The organism is Bacillus cereus group sp. MG20, assembly GCF_040459885.1.
Taxonomy (GTDB): Bacteria; Bacillota; Bacilli; order Bacillales; family Bacillaceae_G; genus Bacillus_A; species Bacillus_A cereus.
In genome coordinates this window covers 85,192-104,388 of the sequence record NZ_JARVHF010000001.1, presented here as the reverse complement: position 1 = coordinate 104,388, position 19,197 = coordinate 85,192, and the positions used below count along the sequence as shown (strand labels likewise).

Here is a 19,197-nt window from a genome sequence, read left to right as displayed (position 1 = left end):
TGATTAAAAAAGAATGTATAACAGTTAGTAAATCTAGAAGGAGAATACGGGATGGAAATATACATAGAGCAACTAAAGAAACAAGATGCTAAGGATTTATTTACGTTTGAACTTACGAATAAATCTTTTTTTGAAACAATGGTGCCAAATCGTGGCTCAAAATATTTTGAATTTGAATATTTCCAAAAACTACTAGACGATTTATTAATAGAACAAGCAGATGGAGATTCTTATTTTTATTTAATTCGTAATGAAGAAAAAGAAATTGTAGGGCGAATTAATTTAGTAGATATAGATACGGAAACTCAAATTAGTTCGCTAGGGTATCGGGTCGGAGAAAAATTTACTAAAAAAGGAGTTGCTACAGCAGCCGTAAAATTAATTTTAGATGTAGCGAAAAATAATGAAATTACTGAAGTTCATGCTAAAACAACTACTAATAATCTCGCATCACAAATTGTACTAGAAAAAAGCGGATTTTCTTCTTATCAAAACGAATCAGATACAACTTCTGTAGAATTAAATGGAGAACATGTGAAGTTTGTACACTATATTTGGAGAAATACTTCACGCTTATAATAAGGAGGACTTATTCATGAATGATTTACGTTATCCAATTGGCCAATTTACATACAAACGTCCTATAACTGAAGAAATGATTGATACATGGATTCAAGAAATTGAAGATTTACCAAATGAACTAACAAAGGCAATTAAAGATTTAGATCAGAAGCAGTTAGATACACCATATCGCGTTGGAGGTTGGACTGTACGTCAAGTAGTTCATCACGTCGTTGATAGTCATATGAATAGCTACATACGCTTTAAATTAGCACTGACAGAAAAGAATCCCACTATTAAGCCGTATAAAGAAGAGAAGTGGGCAGAGTTACCCGATTCAAAATTACCGGTAGATGTTTCACTAGTAATGCTAGATTCATTACATAAAAGATGGGTTAACCTTTTATATTCTCTAGAAATTGAAGATTTAGAAAAGACATTTAACCATCCTGAAACTGGTGAAACAAAACTTGCTGTTGCAATAGGACTATACGCATGGCATGGTCGTCATCATACTGCTCATATTACCTCGTTAAGAAAGCGACTTAATTGGTAACATGGAGATTACATTAGAGAAGGCGACAGAAAGTGATGCAGAAGTTATATTTCAAATGCCAATAGACTCATTTAGCCCTTTATTACATAAATATAAAGACTATGAAACAAATCCAGCAAATGAAACTATCGAAAAAACTATTTGTAGAATAAATCATGTAGACGGTGGCTTCTATAAAATAATAGTGGCAATGAATCTTGTTGGAGCGATATGCATTTCACAAAAAGAAACACCCTCTAAATTTTGGATCAGTCCAATGTTTATTCACCCGAGTTATCAAGGAAAAGGAATTGCCCAAAAGGTACTTACATTAATTGAGGAAATGTTTCCTGAAGCAACGAGCTGGGAACTTGCTACTATTTTAGAAGAAGAGAAAAATTGTTTTTTGTATGAAAAGATGGAGTATAAAAGAACAGAAGTTATAAAGAAATTAAATGATGAAACTACACTTATTTATTACAAAAAAGAAAGGTAAAGCATATAAAATACGCTTTACCTTTTTATGTTATTTTAGATTAAATATACAAAAACAATGTATGTTCTTCCAAAATACTCGGGTTAGTAATTTTAAAAAATGAATAAAAATACAAAAACCACTACTTTGTCGTAAAGGTTACTAACGCTTTTTGAATGCTTAAAATACTATCGTCACCTTTAAATTCTTTCGTAATTGGATCCTCCATACTAGACACCCAAATTTTAAGTTCTGCATCTAAATCAAAATGCCCAGCCGTTTCGATGCTATATTGTGTAATATTTTTATAAGGAATAGAATGGTATTCTGTTTTTTTGCCAGTTACTCCTTGTTTATCTACTAAAATAAGACGACGATTTGTAAATACGATTAGATCACGAATTAATTTATAAGCATGCTCTACTTTTTCATCATCTAGCATAATCTTCTCTAAATCACGTTCTACACTTTCAGAACTCGTATTTGATGCATTTCCTAAAATACCGCTAAATAAACCCATATTAAATTCCTCCTTTAATATATGTGGAATGAATTACTTATATTGTAACATGTTACTCACAAAGATATTATGACATTACTTTAGTAGTTTCTGGTTATTGTTGTAATTAGTTTATATAACCTCATCTTAAAATCTTATGCTAATATGAAATTAAGAAAAAAGAAGCAGAGGGATATAACATGAAGAATATTGGTTTAGTATTAGAGGGCGGAGGAATGAAAGGATTATATACTGCAGGTGTACTCGAATATTTCATGGAAAAGAACTTATTCTTTCCGTATGTAGTCGGCGTATCAGCTGGAGCCTGTATGGGAGCAACCTATTTGTCACGTCAAAAAGGTAGAAATAAGAAAGTAAATACAGAGCTAGTATCAGATTACAGGTATATATCTTATCGAAACTTAATTCGAAAACGTGAATTATTCGGAATGGATTTTTTATTTGATGAAGTACCTAATAAAATTGTACCATTTGATTTTCAAACTTTCTTAAAATGTAATGAACAGTTTGTCATAGGGACGACTGATTGCGAATCAGGACAAGCCATTTATTATAATAAAGCAGAACATGGAAATGATATTTTAAAAATCATTCGCGCCTCAAGCTCTGTACCGTTTATAGCACCTGCTGTAGAATATAATAATCGAAAATTATTAGATGGAGGGATTATAGACCCTATACCAGTTTTGAAAGCCCAAAAGGATGGTTATGAAAAGAACGTTGTCATTATGACAAAGCCAGAAGGATATGAGAAGCAGCGAAATAAATTTTCAGGCCTGGCTAAAATTTTATATAGAAAATATCCGAAAATCGCAGAGAATTTAGTAGACCATTATCGTTTTTATAATGAGACGATATCTTATATGAATCGAGAAGAACAAAAAGATAATTTTTATGTAATTCAACCAAGTGTACAGCTTCCTATAAGCGGAATAGAAAGAAATAAGGAAAAGCTCGTTAATCTATATAATCTTGGGTATATCGATGCTCAATATCATTATGAAAACTTATTAAATTGGATAGATAAATAAAGGGGTGGAAAGTTGAAGTTAGGAAAACGAATTATTTTTAAGGAATTGCAAAAAATGCATAGTCCACTTCATAAACCGTTTCCTTATCGTGCTACAGCAAAATTGCAGCGAGACTTAAAAAGTAAATTTACCGAAGATGACTGTATAAACTCTGATTTTAATCATTATTGGATGCATACAGCAGCTACTTTAAATTCTGTACTAAATGGAAACGAACAGAACATTACGTTTCAACAAATAAAGTGGTTAAGAAAATCGTTTTTCGAGTGGTTTCCGCAATATCGTTTTCTAGAAACAGAAATTGTGAATTATCCCATTTTGTATAGAGATTTCATAAGTTATGAGAAGACCAGGAAGCTATTACTTTATTACCTTATTGAATAAAAGCGAAAACGTACAGGTTACATTACTTGTACGTTTTTTTGTTCATAAAACATTCAATATTAACAACTAGTTTATATAGGAATTCTAATGAGAAGAAAGAAGTAAATATAATAGAATGATACAGGGGAGGAGAGAGGAATAGCTGTTTTACTTTAAGTTATTGTCCAACTCGAATACAGTTAGTTATTTATGTTAAAATATTTCGAGTGAAATCAAGCTTTTAAGGATTTCATTAAACATTAAACAAAACAAGTTAGCAACGTAGAAGGGATAACATTAACATGAAAAACGTATCAAATATAGATAAAGTAGAATCAATAAAATCTTTACAGTCAACAATTAGTAAACTTGAAAATGCCTTATCACAGATGACTCAAAAAGGATCAAATACTACTTTAGTGAAAAAAAGACTCAAAGCAGCTAGTATCGGCTTAGCTATGTTAGAAAGTGTTTGGAAGCAAGAAACTCATCATTATACTCAGGAAGATTTAGCAGAAGCTCGTAATGTTCTAATTGGTTTGCTTCCATCAATTGAAAAGATTTACGTTAAGTCAAAGCTTGGGAGTCCTCAAAGAACGCTTTTAGAAAGAAGAATAAAATCATTAGAACTTTCTATTCAGGCAATTGATTATTTTTCTAATAAATAACTTCGCTAAACAAATAACTTACGACTACTTTTATATAGGGATTCTAATGAAAAAAACTACATATAGAATACTACAAAGGAGGAAGAGAGGTGACTACAATAATCAGTCCTAAGTTAGAGAAGCTTAAAAATCAATTAAAGAATGGAAACGAAAAAGCTCTTTATACTTTTTTGCATGAAATAAAGTCAAATCACACGCCACTAATAGAACAATGCCCTGCAGATAATCAGTATAAGCTTATAACGTATATATGGTTAGGGGATCAAAACACTGAAAACGTTTATGTATTCGGTAGTTTTCCTGGTTGGGATTTGTCTGTAAATCAATTACAACGATTGTTACAGACAGAAATTTGGTATGTAACGTTTAGGACGGATAAGAGTTTTATTTCAACGTACTATTTTTCAGTAAACGATGTTTTCGAAAATGATTGGATAAAGCGTAGTGAACAGTACGAAATAGACCAATTTAATCGAAATACATTTGGAGAAGGTACCAATAAAGCGTCTGTGTTAAACATAGGAATGGAGGTGCAATATAGCAGTCGTTTTCCTTCAAATGATTATCCATCCGGAAAGATTGAAACATATTCTTTTTATAGTTCGATTTTAAATAACACACGCAAAATTCATATTTATACGCCTCATGATTATTCTCACGCTTTACATCTTCAAGAACTTCTCATTGTATTTGATGGGAATTCATTCATTAATGACCTTTCAATCACAAAAACACTTAATTATTTAATTTACGAAAAAGAAATCCCATCGTGTATTGCTGTTGCTATAGATCCTGTCGATCGATTAGAAGAGCTAACTTATAACGATAAAATGAATGCATTTTTAACGAAGGAATTACTTCCGTGGATTCAAGCTAAGTATCACGTTTATCAAGAAAAGAATCATACAACAATTGCTGGTTTCAGTCTTGGTGGCTTAGCAGCTTTTTATGCAGCACTTCAAAATCCACATATTTTCGGAAATGTGTTGTCAATGTCTGGATCCGTACATTGGAAAAAGGATAATTATGAAAATACAAGTCCTTGGATTGAAAATCAAATTTCATCAATAAATTCTAATGCGACTCATCTACATTCTTACATAGCAGTAGGTGAACTCGAAAACGAACCTCTTTTAACGGCTAATAGACGGCTATATAAAGCTTTAGAAGAAAAGAAACACCAAACCACTTACGAAGAGTTTCAAGGCGGACATGATAGCGTATGGTGGCGAGAAAAGCTATTCGATGGATTAAGGGCATTAGAATTTACAAAAACGACATTAGAAAATAAAAAGGAGAGAGAATCTATGAATCAAGAAGAACTAGATAAAAAACTAAAAAAACAAGAGATTTTAGTAAAAGATGAGAAAGTTTGGTCTTATACGTATGAGGATCATATTAGTTCTATCGTTAAACAAGCAGAACAGAAAGGAGCTTTTGATAATTTACCTGGTAAAGGGAAACCTCTTAATCTTGATAAAGATCTTTCTTACAATCCTGAAAAGCAACTTTATAGAACTTTAGCAAATAATCATGTTTTACCTAGGTGGATTGAGCTTTCAAAAGAAATTGATGATTTAAAAGAAAAACTAAAAGAAAATACAAATACTGCAGAAGCAGCGGACTTAATTCGAACTATTAATAAAAAGGTTTTAGAACATAATCTACTTTGTCCACCAAGCGCGCAAAAAATGAGGGTGAAAATGGATTTTTAACGATTTTCAATTAAGCTATCGCTTGCTATATAATTAAGTTAGGCATTTTCAATTCATTACTAAAGGGAGGCAAATGTAGTGAAGAATACGTATCAACTTCAAATTCCGAAAGAACTAGAACAGTATCGTAGTATTTTAGAAGAAAGTGTGAAACCGTATGTTAAAGTGTCTGGAACGCAAGCAGAGACAACGCTTTTTGAAAGTAAGTTTGGTGGATATCCGTATTTACCTATAGATCAAGAGCATCCTAAAGACTCAAACGGACAACCTATGATGTTACTTGCGCAGTTAAACTTTGAAGAAATTCCGCATGTTGAATATATGCCTCAACATGGAATGTTACAGTTTTTCATAAGTGCTGAAGAAGATCTTTTTGGAGCAGATTTTGATCATCCAACAGTCCAAAAAGACTTTCGAATTGTTTATCATTCTACAATCACAGCGGATTTAACTAAGGTGATTACTGATTTTAGTTATTTAAACACTTTAGATTTAGAGAATTTTATCATACCCAAAGCAGCAAAACTAAAGTTTGAGTTGGCATATCAACCAGTAACACCAAGAGATTATCGATTTGAAATGATTTTTAGTGATAACATTGATTGGGAAGAAATTGTTGATGAAGAAAATAATACAGAATTAGGCGAACTGTATGATGATTTATGTAAGGATCAAGGACATAAAATTGGTGGTTATCCATTTTTCACACAGACAGATCCAAGAGAATGGGAAGAAAAATACCAGCAACATGACATATTATTGCTGCAAATCGATACAGACGATTCATTAAATATTATGTGGGGCGATTCTGGGGTTGCTAATTTCTTTATATGTAAGGAAGATTTGTTAAATCTAGATTTTTCCAATGTCATTTACAATTGGGATTGTTACTAGAAGATATAAATAAAATAATAGCAAACAAAAAATCTTCCTGAAGGTGAGGAGGGTTTTTTTATGTTAAAAATAAGCGTTATGTTAACTAGAATAAAAAACAATGAGTGTAATGAAAGTCAAGTCTAAATAACAGAAATAACAACAAATAATGTAAAGTTGTAAAACATGTGCAAATAGCAATAAATTCATTAAGTAAAACATAAAATAAAATTACTAATTTATATTTTGTATAGAAATAATTTTTCTGTATAAAAATTTATTGCCAATCAAAAATGTTTTTAATTCGTTAAATCTTAAGCGATTATTGATTAAGATTTGCTGTGATGAATTTATAACAAATAAAAACGATAAAAACTGAAGAAATTTGTTTAGATAAGATTTCATGTGAATCTCACTAAAAATCCCTATTTCGTCTCATTAAGTATAGTTTACTTGGGTTTTGATATCTGATATTGCTTTGTTTCTGCAACTGCCTATAATATATATTATGTTAACTGGATAAAAGTAATAAACTTATTATATGTTAGTGCAGATTGTTACGCTCCCCTTTTCATCGGATTCATTCTGTGTAATCGATTGTGTGCTTATTTGTTTTTGTTTTATGAGTTGTTGATGATAATGTCTCCAGATATAAATTATATTTAAGACAATAAAAAATGCAATTCGTTTTAAATGAACGCATTAAACGAATTGCATGGATATGATTCATAATAAGTTTTTAAAATTAGTTTGCTACAGCAATTGCTTCGATTTCAATTAAAAAGTTATCGTTAATTAACTTTCTAACTTCTACAGCTGAACTTGCTGGTGGATTTTTAGTATCAATGTATTGATCTCGTATATCTCTAACAGTGGCCATTTGAGAAATATCTGTTAAGAAAAATGTTAATTTTACTACATCATTAAATTGTAATTCCAAAGTATCTAATGCACTTTTAATGTTTTCGAATACTTGTCGCGTTTGTATAGCTATATCGCCAACACCAACTATTTGACCATCGGTATTGATCGCTACTTGTCCAGATATGTAAATTGTTCGTTTAGCGTTACTAACTTCGACTACATGCGAGTATCCAAAAGTTGGTGACATCGTTTCCGGATTGATAAATTTCTTTTGCACGGCTCTACTCCCCTTTAAATATTTCATTTTCTTCATATGTTAGATTTTAATTTCAGATTATCCTCTATTTACTAATAATTATTTATCCATTTAGCTGCTACATTTGTAAAAGTATATTAGCACTTTAATTTAAAGTTATTAATGGATTATGTACGTTTGATTTTCTTGTGCGCTTGTTATAATTACACCTTGTTTTATTAATTCTTCAGTTACTTTTGTATAGAAAAAGTGATACCACCAGATAAAAAACTCTTCATAAGTTATTTCTTGTGAGTATCTGCTGCTCGCAAAGTATTCTTTTAAAGGCTTATCGTTTTCTTTAAATAATAAGACTAAATCTTTACTGATTGTGTTTGCAATGTCGTTAAGCCTAGATACGTCTGCTTTTTTAAACATCGGGATGATAGGTTGTGAATTTTGATATAAACCTAATTTTTCATAAACTACATTTAAATGTAAATCTATTTGTCTATCTGCTGCTACGTAACCTTTTACTAATTGCTTTTTCTTATAATTAATATCAGTATTAGTGTTTTGAAAATATTCTTCAAATGTTTCGTTATTTGCTGTTATTAAATTTAATGTTGAATATCGAGAATTTCCATAAAGACCAATTTGAACTTCTCCTAAATCTAAATACGTATTACCATACATCCCGAAAGCCTCTATATCTGCTAGTTCTTGTTCTTGAATAGCATAATAATATCGTTTCTTATTTCTTAAAGGTCGTTTCTTTTTTAAATAGTTTTCTTCAATGTAATTTATTTGTCCAAAATCTAATAACACACCACTATACAGTAAAAAACTATACGATTCTTTAGATAAATGATTAAACGTGTCGATTCTTTTTGAAATAAATTCAATTTGATTTGAATGATTTTCAATGATCTTAAGTGTTGGTTTAATTAGAGGTTCACAAAGGTTATAAAGTTTTTTTCCTTCACAAGCTGTTATCACCATGCACGTTGGATAGTACCTCCCTCCTGTTTGTTTCAATAGCCCCTCTACTTCTAATGAATTAACGTGCTTTTCAAATTCATCATTTGTCCAATTTAGCATCATTTTTATAGCATTTGACTCAAAACCAAGATGAACCAATACAAGTAAATATTGAAGTTTCGTTCCTTTTATTTTTATAGATGGCGAATTATCTCCAGATGAAATCATTTTAGTTTCATAAGCCGTATGTAATATATTCTCCGGACTATTATTAGTGAGCATTTCATATTCCCTTCCTTACTAATAAATTCATTGTAAAATCTATGTATTTATTAAGTTCTATAAACGAAAATGAGTGTCCTCTAATAATCCAAAATTAAAAACCTTAGCATAGATATACTAAGGTTTCTTGCGTTTTTATAATGAATGAATTCTTTCATAGTCTTTTTTAAATTGATTATCATTTTTTAGCCAACTTTTAAAAGTTGGCTCCTTTATTTCTAAAATGGAACAAGTTTTAGCGATACATTTATTTTTCATATATTCCTTAAGGAAATTTTGTTTTCTCTGCTTAACAGCAGCTTGAGTTCTTTTTAGCTTTCGATCTTTTAATTGATCTAGACTTAGACTTTCTTTCTGAAATTCTTCATATTTTCTATGCAGATAAATATCTTTGTCTTTATAAATCCACTTTGAAAATAGTTGTATTGGTTTTCTTCCGGTTAAAATGACGCGATAATGTTTATTTTGATTTAGTAAATCGGCTGGTAAATTTTGATTTTGTAGTACCTGATTTAAAGAATTCATAAAGTTATATGATCCTCCTACAAAGCTTACTGTATAAGTTTCATACTTGACGTAACCATCCCCATCAAAATATCCACGAACAAAATGATGCAAATATTCTTCTGGTACAAAAGGAAATTCGATGTTAAATGATTTACATGGCATAATTCCATGTATGTTCATAAGGTCGTCTTTTATTGTTTTGCTATTAATGTTTAGCATATATACGCCTGTTTTTTTATTTCGATATAGTGGCTGGTTGGTGTTTAGTTCTTATTTTATATCTTCTAAAATATAACTTTCTTTTTGTGATATACTGACACATTGATTTTCTTTTGGTATAGCACCGTCTGCTGCTATAAACCCTAATATATAAGCCATATTATTTGACCAAGTTTTAAAATAATCTTCTTTTATGTCATACTTTCTCTTCCAGCTCCCTATAGCTCGCCTTGGAACGTTGTTGTCTGTTAGAACCATACGAATATACCTTGCAGATACATTAGCAAGCATAGCGATTTCTGAGGTGCTCTTCCCTTCAGTATACAAATGCATGATTTCAGATTTTGATAGTTTACATTTTGATTTCTTTTTTCGTTCTATGTGCACTTACATCCTCTCCTTCCTTTCTTTTATTAGAGACATATTTTCTTCTATAACATACAACGGAACATATGTTCTTTGTTGCGTATAAGAAGGAATTTACTAAATAAAAACAATTTACATGTACTTAATATTTGTCTTAGCTGCTGCTGTGCGATTTGTACTTTATAGATACAAATAATGAATTTGACGGATTTATGAAATACAAGGCATTTTAGATGAAAGGTAAAATAATATAGTTTAAACTACAAATAGCTACAAAAACAACATACGTAAATTGTTAATCGTAAAAAGGAGAACGAATGAATAAGAAATATACAAATCAAATTCATACTGATATGAGTTTTAAATCGAAAGATATTATAAGTTTAATGACGGATTACTTTAAAATAAAATCAAAGCTGCGTCCTATAAAGGATTTGCCTATCGTTTTATCAAATAAAGATAATGAATCGTTAGAGAGTGTTACATGGTTTGGCCATTCTGCTTCTCTTTTGAAAATAGAAGGTAAAAAACTATTATTAGACCCTATGTTTGGAGATGCCTCTTCCCCATTCCCTTTGTTTAATAGTAAACGCTATAGTGGTGCTTTTTCTTTAGAACGTGATGACCTTCAAGAAATTGATGCGATTATCATTTCTCATAATCACTATGATCATTTGAATTACAAAAGTATTATGCAGTTAAAAGATCGCGCAAAGCACTTTTATGTTCCAACTGGAGTTGCACAATATCTTATTAAATGGGGTGTTTCGCCTAGTAAAATTAGTGAACATAATTGGTGGGACGAAATTACGTTTGATAATATTAAGTTAGTATGTGCGCCTGCAAGGCATTTCTCGGGACGTGGTATGACAGATAGAGATCGTTCATTATGGTGTTCATGGCTTATTCTTGGTCAAGAGACTAAAATTTTCTTTAGTGGTGATAGCGGTTATGCCCCTCACTTTAAGGAAATTGGTGAGAAATACGGTCCATTCGATCTTACATTAATGGAATGCGGGCAATATGATCCGAGGTGGTCTGCTATTCATATGTTGCCTGAAGAAACGATACAAGCTCATATTGATGTTAAAGGAGAATTACTTCTTCCGATTCATTGGGGTGCCTTTACGTTAGCATTACACGAATGGAGTGACCCGATAGAACGTGTTACGAAAGAAGCTAACCGTTTAGGAGTTAAAATTACAACGCCTCAAATTGGTGAATCTATTACGTTAAAATCTACAAATTATCCTTCATCCACTTGGTGGAAGGAAATTTAATTTTAAAATATAAAAAGAGCGAATCCTCTTATAAAGAATTCGCTCTTTTTTCTGTATTTAAACTTATTTCACAATATTGGATTTCCCACTATCTAAAACTCTATTTGCTGGTACACTGGACATTTCAACCACTGTATTCATACTCTTATCAGTCAGTTCAATGAGTTCGTTTTCATGTTTTATTTTATTTAAATCCCACACCATCCCATGAAATTCATTATGCTGACCACTTACCTGTATAATGCTTTTTGTTTTATTTGAAGGCTGTATTTGAAGATTTGTAAATTGATTCCCACTAATTTCATTTGGCGTAGTTACTTGACTATCCATATAAATCATATTTACACAGTCTTCTAAAGAAAAGTTCATAAAACGATTGGCATTTATCCAAGCTTGTCCGGTGCTCGGTTTTTTTGCTACTAATTTTAGTCCGGTTTCCATTCCTACAATTTTAATGTTTTCGAAGTTAACAAACGAAATTTCATTTTCTTTTCCAGCAGAGTATAAAGAAATTCCGGTACCTTTATTCGTTTCCGTCCAATTAATAATATTTATATCTTTTATTTGTGTTTTGTTCCAAGTGTTATAATATTTATTTTTACCGTCTAAATAAATAACTTCAGAGTTAAATTTAGGATCGTCAATAGCTATATACGCTCCTTCAATGGATGCGTTTTTCTCTAGTTCTAGAACTCTAAAGTTTCCCTCAACCACAAATTGTGATCCATAACCAAATAATAATTTTACACCTTTTTTAACAGTGATTGGTGACGTGATTTTATACTTTTTATCATCAAGCAATACGGTTTTTATTTTACTAGACGCTGCTTTATTAATAGCAGATTGTATTTTTATTGAATCATTTGCCCCTTTAAAGTCTTCTACATACAAGTTAGTACTTTTAGCTGCATAGTCTTTTTTATTGTATTGATAAAAAGCAAAAATAATTAAAACTATACCAATGAGTAAAACAATTACTTTCTTCATCGTACTCACCCCATATCGATTAATCTATGGCTTTTATATTTAGGTTATTATTATTTTGCTTTGTATTTCAGATTTCCATTGCTGCTTTGTCTATGATTGAATTATATTATGTAGGATTTAGTAAACTGTTTGCTATACTAATACATCATTCTTATAATGTATTAATTTATGATTTCATAAAACAAAAGTCTGCTTGTACCTAATGTAATCCCTTCCTCTATCCCTAATAAGCTCTTACTGGTGATATAAGATGTACTGCTGCAGATTGCTCTCCTGCTTCAATCAATATCGGTCTCATAGAACCGCCAAAGCTTAAAGTAATCGTTTCTTCTTTTATTGCTCTTAAAGCATCAACCATAAAACGCCCATCGAAAGATATATTTAATTGTTTTTCACCTTGAATCGCATCTATTTGTTGCGTTTCGGATATTTGCCCAATTTGAGAAGCGTTTGAAGAAATTTTAATTGTAGATTCGTTTATGATTTCTAAGTTAACATTGTTATTGGCCCATTCACTTGCTAATAAACTTGATCGGTCTACACCTTGTAATATCTTTTTTCTATCTATGTTAATAATCGTTTTAAAGTCGTTCGGAATAAGGTTAGAAATATTAGGATATTTCCCTTCAATTAGTCTTGAATATAATGTAGTTGTTCCAAACGTAAATATAATATGACTCTCTGAAAGGTAGATATATACGAATTCCGAATTGCTGTTCATTAATTTTAGAAGTTCACTAATGGTTGCGCTCGGTACAATACAATTTGCTTTTACATCTGAGGAAAGTAGCGTTTCACGTATCGCTAGTCTATGTGAGTCAGTTGCAGCACAAATTAACTTATTATTAGATAACTCTATATGCACCCCAGTAAGAACAGGTCTAGATTCATTTTTCGCTACCGCAAAGACTGTTTGTTTAAATACTTCAATCAATTGCTCTGTCTCTACTTTGATTTCTGCATGATTGTCTATAAGCGGTACATTCGGAAACTCATCTGCAGGAAATCCATTTAAACTTAATGTGATTTCTTCTGATTGTATCGTAATTAATTGCTCATTCTTACTTTTTATTGCTATATCACTTGGCATTTTCTTTATTATTTCAATGAAATACTTTGCAGGTACAACAATAGTTCCTGCCTTTAAAATAGTTGCAATCTTTTCGTCTTCAATTGAAACAGGAATGAATTTTTCGATAAAAATATTCGAGTTACTTGCAATTAAAGTAATTCCAGATTGATCTGCAGTTATTTTTATACCAGATAATATAGGAATTAAAGATTTTGTTGATATCGCTTTGTTAACTTCTGAAAGTGCTTGAGTAAATTGTTTGTGATTAACGATGAACTCCATGTTTTCCCCACCTTACATGAGATAATATTTTTATGAAGATTGATGAACGATTGTTCCGTTAAAAAAGTACGGTACTGTTTCTTTCCTTTGTAATAAATCTAGTAAATGTTCTGGTATGCGTAAATATGGAGCTGCTATATGTAATTCCATCCAAGTAATCTCTTCGATTTCTTTTGGTCTTGATATATATGTCTCCCCACCAATTATTTCGCCTAGAAAATTAAAGAAAATTGCATGATGATCTCTTTCCTCGAAAAAGGCTTCGCTGATAGAACAAATCCCTTTTACGTTTATATGTAACCCTGTTTCTTCTTTTACTTCTCGAATTACTGCTTCTTCTAACGTTTCTCCTAATTTAACTGCGCCACCTGGTAATGTATAATAAGAACCATTTTCCCCTTTGTTTTTTACCATTAAGATCTTTTCATTAGTTTTATTGTACAAAATCGCGTATGTAACATTAACTTTTTTCATATGTACCTCCTCTATTTTTAATAAAAGGAATTTTCTGTCTTCTATCCATTCTACCATTAACTCCTTTTAATATATATAAGTTAGTAAAGTCTTGCCTTTACCGCTATTGATGGAGTTAATAAAAATAGGCTACTGATATAAAAAAGAACGTACCTTAGGAAGATTATCCAAAGTACGTTCTTACAGTTTTAGTATGAAAATTGATTCAATTAATACTTAAATTAATAATAACCTCGCCCTTATTGCATTTGTATTCCAAATACTAATGTTAACAAATTCTATGTACTTTTTAGCCGTTTTTCTAAATAATAATGATTATGTCCTTTCGGATGATCTTCACTTACTCCAATTACTTTATATCCATGTTTCTTATAAAAATCAGGAGCTTGGAAACTAAAAGTATCTAAATTAATTAACCTACACCCTTTTTCAATTGCAAACTCTTCAATAAGCTTTATTAACTTGCTTCCGTAACCTTCATGCCTATACTCTTCAGAAACCCATAGAAAGTCAACGTGTATATGGTGCCAAAAAGTTATTGCTGTTACCCCACCTACTATTTCTTCTTTTTCATTTCTTACTATGAAACTAACCTTTTCTGAAGGTGTTTTTTCTTCATCTGCGAGATATTTTTGATTATATTCAATTACTTTCTCTCTTATGTAATCACTATCTTCTTGTACCCACTGCTGTACTATTTTCATTTTAAGTGTCACGCTCCTTTTTACTTATCTATTCAATTTTAAAATGATATTGTCCTGTCTTTAATGAGTTGGTAAAGAAGCAAAGTTAATGGAATAAAAAAGAGCCCTAGTATGAGGACTCTTTTTAAAATTAAGCTACTTTCCGATGTAAATGTTTTAGTTCCTTTTTCTTTTCTACATTTGGTGGACGGATTAATATTGAAATAATGAAGGAAATAACACTTAAAACACCAATTATAATGAAAGTTGGTTGAAATCCTCCAAGTATCGCTCCAATGAATGATCCTGCAAGCGCACCAAATCCGAAACCTTGGTAGACAATCCCGTAATTTGTACTATGGTTTTTTAATCCAAAGAAATCTCCGACAATAGCTGGGAATATAGTTATATTACCGCCGAAGCAAAAGGCGACACTTGCTACACAAGCAAAATAGATTCCGTAATTTAGCGGAATAAAACTTAAAGTAAAGACTGACAATCCTATAATAATAAACGTTGCAGAGACAATTTTCATTCGCCCGATTTTATCTGATAACGTCCCAAGAATGATTCTACCTACTGTATTAAAGATTGCAATCATAGCAACGGCGTTTGCAGCGGTTGCTGCGCTAAGTCCAACAAGTTGTACGCCGATATCTTTTACCATACTGATTAAATACAAACCACCCATACACGAGGTGAATAACATAAAAAATAGCAGATATACTTGTTTCGTTCGCATCATTTCACGCGGAGTATAGTCATTGTGTAATGTTTCAGTTACAGTATTACTTACAATTGCCTCACGTAAGAAGAACGATCCGATTAACACTAAAAGTAACACGATAATACCCCAATATAAGAATGCTTGTGATACACCAAGGTTATCGATAAGATTTCCGTTTATATATCTAAAGATTAAGCTGCCCATTCCATACGCTGATACAGATATACCTGAAATAAGCCCTTTCCGATTTGGAAACCATTTAATTAAATTAGATAGTGATGTAATATAAGCTGTTCCATCCGCATAACCAACAACGACACCAGCTAATAAATATAATAGTGGTAAGGAAGAAATTTGTGAACTAAGTATTAAGCCGAGTCCTAAAACAATTCCTGCAGTAGCAATAAGTTTCCGAAGGCCTAATTTTTTCTGCAACTTTGCTGCAAATAAAGTTGAGAATGATAAAGAAAAACTAGTTATGGAGAAAGTTATCGCTACTGAATTAAGATTCCATCCAAACTTACTTACAAGGGGTTGATTAAATAAACTCCATGTATAAATTGTTCCAAGGCCAATTTGAACAATGATTGTACCTAGAACAATTAGTAACGGATTTATAGAAGTTTGTTTCATACTAACTGTCCCCTTCTTTTATCTTGACATGAATTTTCACAGTTAGTATATCCATCATAAATTGCAAGATACTGTACGGAAAATGGTAATTAAGTTCATATACACAAAAAGACACTTCATAAAGAAGTGCCTTTTGCAGGTTATATCAGATTTTTCTAAAGAAAGCTTTGTTAAGATAAGACATTTTCAAATGCTTATGTATATATGTTACCAAATGATTTCTTATATGTGATGGGACTTAAGACGTATTTTTCATTCATCATATAGTCGGATGAAAAATTAATATTCGATTTCATCAAAATCTTTCGGCTGCGGTACAGTTTGCATATTAGCTGCATCTTTAGGATCGCTATAGATCGCATTTTGTTCTGTATTTACATCTTTTATATTTTGCTTTTTATCTTTGTTCACTTTATCTTTCACTTTCAATCACTCCTTTTTGTTATAGGAGTAATTATGCCCTATTACCGTTACTAAATGTATCAGCGACTAAATTACTAAATTCACGTAGATAATATAAGTAATTATCACCGCCGTAGTTATATCTTTTGTTATACATTTTTGCAACAACTACATTATATTCAGGTATTACTAAAATAGTCGGTCCAGTAATCCCTAATATTTGATACGATCCTTTTGGAATACGTTCACCAAGTTCGCTTAATTGTGCAGGCTCATTTTGGATGAACCAAAACACCCCATTTTGTGGTAGCTCTTTGTTTATAAATGTTGGGCTCTGCAAACTCGTAGCGATTTTTATAACTTCTTTTGGAACAATTTGTTTATCATCTATCATACCTTGATTTAAATGAAGATTACCCCACTGCGCAAATTCTCTAGCTGAGACAAATAAATTTTTTTCAGTACCGTCATCTACCGTACCAATTTCACTAATTGCGTCTTCATTTGGATCATTAACAACGTCAACTAAATTTTCATCTCGCTGAACTCTCCAACCTGTTTCTTGAAAATTAGCAGGTTTAAACACACGCTCCTTTAACAATTCAGGAAAACTTTTGTTATATAGCTGATAAATAAGACGTGTCATCATTCTTACATTAATATCTCTATACGCCCATGATTGTCCCGGTGCAAATTCACGAAAAATTGTCCTGTCATTCGTTTCTTCTAATCCGTGCGAATGTGTTACTAAATGTCTTATCGTCGTTTTACTAAGCAATGCAGGATCAAAGTCTTTAAAATATTTTATCGCTTCATCATCAATAGAGTTTATTTTCCCCTCATAAAGCGCATACGCTATCATTAATCCTAAATAACTTTTTCTAGCAGAAGCAACGTTAAATTGTGAAGATGCTGTTACTTTCTTGCTTGTAGATGTATTTGAGTGATAACCACTATAATGCTCTAGTACGATTTTATTATCTTTTATAATACAAAGTGCTGTAGCAGAACTATGATTTTTTTCTTTTATATCCTCTACCCAAGAAATCAACTTATCATATGTATACAAATAAATCCCCCTTAATACACATCAAAATTACAGCATGAAAGAAAAGTGCAAAATAGTTTTTACACCTTTCTTTCATATAAAATAACTTGGATTTTCTATACTTAAATAATCCACCAGTTCCAGCAATTAAAGCAACTGAAACATCCTGCGCATCCTATACATCCGCCGCAACGACCTGCACAACCACCACATCTACCGCCACATCCACCGCAACGTCCACCACAACCTCCACATCCGCCGCAACGACGTGCATCGTCTTGAATGTAATAGTATGGATATTGACTTTGTTGTTGATCCCAATACACAACATTGCCAGTTTGATAATCATTAAGGTTTAATGATTGTAGTTCTTGTTGAAACTGATTCATTATGAAACCCTCCATTTATAAATGTAAATTCCGTCCAAATATTAAAGTTAATAAATTCTTTTAAACAAAGTAGAAACAAGACTATAGACTAAATGCGTACATCAACAAAATATGAACTTACACTAGGTAATGTACCTTGTTTTTCAGCCTATTTTCTTTATATTCATTCGATGGACGTATTTACTATAAATAAAGTGATTTAAAAATTACTAATCCAACAATTTAGGAGTTCATCATTTAACTTACTTTCTAGTAATTCCTTTACTAAAGGCATTGGCATGATTTCATAATGATTTAAGGCTTCTTTATTATAAGCTATCCAGTGAAATGCTAAATGAGACTCGCTAGATTTCGGTGTTAAGTCCGTATGTAAATCTTGTGACTCTACTTCAAAAATGTGGTTAATTTCATGATGAAGAACTTCTTTATCTTGCCATTGATTTTCTATGACGCCTAAAAATTGTTGTATACTACAGTTTACTCCAAGTTCTTCTCTTAACTCTCTTTTTAATGCATTCTCTGCTGATTCTCCAATTTCAACATGGCCACCAGGTAAAAAATAATGATGGCCGATATATTCAGCAACTAATAATTTTTCATCTTTTATCATGACTGCTCGTACAATATGATGAAATTTACTTTTCAATTGATATTCCTCCTAGTTATTTAATGTATAGTTTCTCAAAATAGTCATTTAGTATTGGTATAATATAAATCATAGGTGTTTCATACGGATGAATATCATTAATAACTTCAAGAGCATCTTTTACAAGTTCTCGTTTACACTTTATTTCAACTTTACATTCTTGTCCTTCGCATATTTGACCAATTTCTCCATTAAAAGGAGATGCCTCTTCTAAAGGTCTCCAATATCCTTTCACTGAACTATAGGAAAGACAATGGTCATATTCGCCCGTTTTACATGATCCAATTTTATATAATTCATCCCTTAATGTTTCAATATATTCTTCAGGAATGAACACTTCAATTTTCACTTCAGTAAATTGCATATTTCATTTCACACC

General features: G+C 31.3%; 22 protein-coding genes and 1 pseudogene. 9 read left to right on the top strand and 14 right to left on the bottom strand.

Annotation, left to right across the window (positions count from 1 at the left end; all coding sequences use genetic code 11):
• Positions 1-51: 51 nt before the first annotated feature.
• The 3 genes from QCI81_RS00535 to QCI81_RS00525 are packed head-to-tail and all read left to right on the top strand — an operon-like array spanning position 52 to position 1,592.
• Positions 52-579: a GNAT family N-acetyltransferase gene (locus tag QCI81_RS00535; protein WP_000409236.1), complete on the top strand. Its 528-nt coding sequence runs from the start codon at positions 52-54 to the stop codon at positions 577-579.
• Between the two features lie 16 nt (positions 580-595).
• On the top strand, positions 596-1,117 hold the full coding sequence (locus QCI81_RS00530; RefSeq protein WP_000999070.1) for a YfiT family bacillithiol transferase: 522 nt from the start codon (positions 596-598) through the stop codon (positions 1,115-1,117).
• Between the two features lies 1 nt (position 1,118).
• On the top strand, positions 1,119-1,592 hold the full coding sequence (locus QCI81_RS00525; protein WP_353810589.1) for a GNAT family N-acetyltransferase: 474 nt from the start codon (positions 1,119-1,121) through the stop codon (positions 1,590-1,592).
• Positions 1,593-1,713: 121 nt separating this feature from the next.
• Here the strand turns inward: QCI81_RS00525 and QCI81_RS00520 are convergent, their stop codons facing one another.
• Positions 1,714-2,091: a PH domain-containing protein gene (locus QCI81_RS00520; protein ID WP_071732160.1), complete on the bottom strand. Its 378-nt coding sequence runs from the start codon at positions 2,089-2,091 to the stop codon at positions 1,714-1,716.
• Positions 2,092-2,270: 179 nt separating this feature from the next.
• Here QCI81_RS00520 and QCI81_RS00515 point away from each other — a divergent pair, with 179 nt between their 5' ends.
• From QCI81_RS00515 to QCI81_RS00495, 5 genes are all read left to right on the top strand, one after another.
• Positions 2,271-3,122 carry a patatin-like phospholipase family protein gene (locus QCI81_RS00515; protein ID WP_000789276.1) on the top strand — a complete coding sequence of 284 codons (852 nt, stop codon included), beginning with the start codon at positions 2,271-2,273 and terminating at the stop codon, positions 3,120-3,122.
• 12 nt (positions 3,123-3,134) lie between these two features.
• Positions 3,135-3,506, top strand: a complete 372-nt coding sequence (locus QCI81_RS00510; RefSeq protein ID WP_071732161.1) for a YxiJ-like family protein — start codon at positions 3,135-3,137, stop codon at positions 3,504-3,506.
• 281 nt (positions 3,507-3,787) lie between these two features.
• Positions 3,788-4,153, top strand: a complete 366-nt coding sequence (locus tag QCI81_RS00505) for a hypothetical protein (protein ID WP_000800305.1) — start codon at positions 3,788-3,790, stop codon at positions 4,151-4,153.
• Between the two features lie 89 nt (positions 4,154-4,242).
• A complete protein-coding gene (locus QCI81_RS00500; protein WP_146632318.1) occupies positions 4,243-5,868 on the top strand; it encodes a DnaJ family domain-containing protein in 1,626 nt (541 codons plus the stop codon).
• Between the two features lie 78 nt (positions 5,869-5,946).
• Positions 5,947-6,762, top strand: coding sequence for a YwqG family protein (locus QCI81_RS00495; RefSeq protein WP_071732162.1), 816 nt, complete (start codon positions 5,947-5,949; stop codon positions 6,760-6,762).
• Positions 6,763-7,486: 724 nt separating this feature from the next.
• Here QCI81_RS00495 and QCI81_RS00490 read toward each other — a convergent pair.
• The 3 genes and pseudogenes from QCI81_RS00490 to QCI81_RS00480 form a co-directional block, all read right to left on the bottom strand.
• Positions 7,487-7,882, bottom strand: coding sequence for a RidA family protein (locus QCI81_RS00490; RefSeq protein WP_050843840.1), 396 nt, complete (start codon positions 7,880-7,882; stop codon positions 7,487-7,489).
• A gap of 138 nt (positions 7,883-8,020) precedes the next feature.
• Entirely contained in the window at positions 8,021-9,103 is a 1,083-nt protein-coding gene (locus QCI81_RS00485; protein WP_071732163.1) for a hypothetical protein, read from the bottom strand.
• Positions 9,104-9,238: 135 nt separating this feature from the next.
• A pseudogene (locus QCI81_RS00480) lies at positions 9,239-10,216 on the bottom strand (LAGLIDADG family homing endonuclease).
• A gap of 296 nt (positions 10,217-10,512) precedes the next feature.
• On the opposite strand from QCI81_RS00480, the gene QCI81_RS00475 reads away from it, so the two are divergent.
• A complete protein-coding gene (locus QCI81_RS00475; protein ID WP_071732164.1) occupies positions 10,513-11,475 on the top strand; it encodes an MBL fold metallo-hydrolase in 963 nt (320 codons plus the stop codon).
• A gap of 63 nt (positions 11,476-11,538) precedes the next feature.
• On the opposite strand, the gene QCI81_RS00470 is transcribed toward QCI81_RS00475, so the two are convergent.
• From QCI81_RS00470 to cutA, 10 genes are all read right to left on the bottom strand, one after another.
• Complete coding sequence (locus QCI81_RS00470) at positions 11,539-12,462, bottom strand: hypothetical protein (RefSeq protein WP_053564299.1); 924 nt, start codon at positions 12,460-12,462, stop codon at positions 11,539-11,541.
• A 223-nt stretch (positions 12,463-12,685) separates the two neighbouring features.
• Complete coding sequence (gene dnaN / locus QCI81_RS00465; protein ID WP_071732165.1) at positions 12,686-13,816, bottom strand: DNA polymerase III subunit beta; 1,131 nt, start codon at positions 13,814-13,816, stop codon at positions 12,686-12,688.
• Positions 13,817-13,846: 30 nt separating this feature from the next.
• Positions 13,847-14,290 carry an NUDIX hydrolase gene (locus tag QCI81_RS00460; RefSeq protein WP_053564301.1) on the bottom strand — a complete coding sequence of 148 codons (444 nt, stop codon included), beginning with the start codon at positions 14,288-14,290 and terminating at the stop codon, positions 13,847-13,849.
• Between the two features lie 278 nt (positions 14,291-14,568).
• Positions 14,569-14,994 carry a GNAT family N-acetyltransferase gene (locus QCI81_RS00455; RefSeq protein WP_053564302.1) on the bottom strand — a complete coding sequence of 142 codons (426 nt, stop codon included), beginning with the start codon at positions 14,992-14,994 and terminating at the stop codon, positions 14,569-14,571.
• A 130-nt stretch (positions 14,995-15,124) separates the two neighbouring features.
• Positions 15,125-16,333 (bottom strand): L-lactate MFS transporter, encoded by a 1,209-nt coding sequence (locus QCI81_RS00450; protein ID WP_053564303.1) that lies wholly within the window; start codon positions 16,331-16,333, stop codon positions 15,125-15,127.
• Between the two features lie 279 nt (positions 16,334-16,612).
• The gene (locus QCI81_RS00445; RefSeq protein ID WP_071732166.1) at positions 16,613-16,756 is read right to left on the bottom strand and encodes a hypothetical protein; all 144 of its coding nucleotides are present in this window, start codon (positions 16,754-16,756) and stop codon (positions 16,613-16,615) included.
• 31 nt (positions 16,757-16,787) lie between these two features.
• The gene (locus QCI81_RS00440) at positions 16,788-17,804 is read right to left on the bottom strand and encodes a serine hydrolase domain-containing protein (RefSeq protein WP_071732167.1); all 1,017 of its coding nucleotides are present in this window, start codon (positions 17,802-17,804) and stop codon (positions 16,788-16,790) included.
• 101 nt (positions 17,805-17,905) lie between these two features.
• The gene (locus QCI81_RS00435) at positions 17,906-18,172 is read right to left on the bottom strand and encodes a heterocycloanthracin/sonorensin family bacteriocin (protein ID WP_001071389.1); all 267 of its coding nucleotides are present in this window, start codon (positions 18,170-18,172) and stop codon (positions 17,906-17,908) included.
• Between the two features lie 199 nt (positions 18,173-18,371).
• Positions 18,372-18,818 carry an NUDIX domain-containing protein gene (locus tag QCI81_RS00430; protein ID WP_000836831.1) on the bottom strand — a complete coding sequence of 149 codons (447 nt, stop codon included), beginning with the start codon at positions 18,816-18,818 and terminating at the stop codon, positions 18,372-18,374.
• Positions 18,819-18,834: 16 nt separating this feature from the next.
• Positions 18,835-19,182 carry a divalent cation tolerance protein CutA gene (cutA, locus tag QCI81_RS00425; RefSeq protein ID WP_071732168.1) on the bottom strand — a complete coding sequence of 116 codons (348 nt, stop codon included), beginning with the start codon at positions 19,180-19,182 and terminating at the stop codon, positions 18,835-18,837.
• Between the last annotated feature and the right edge of the window lie 15 nt (positions 19,183-19,197).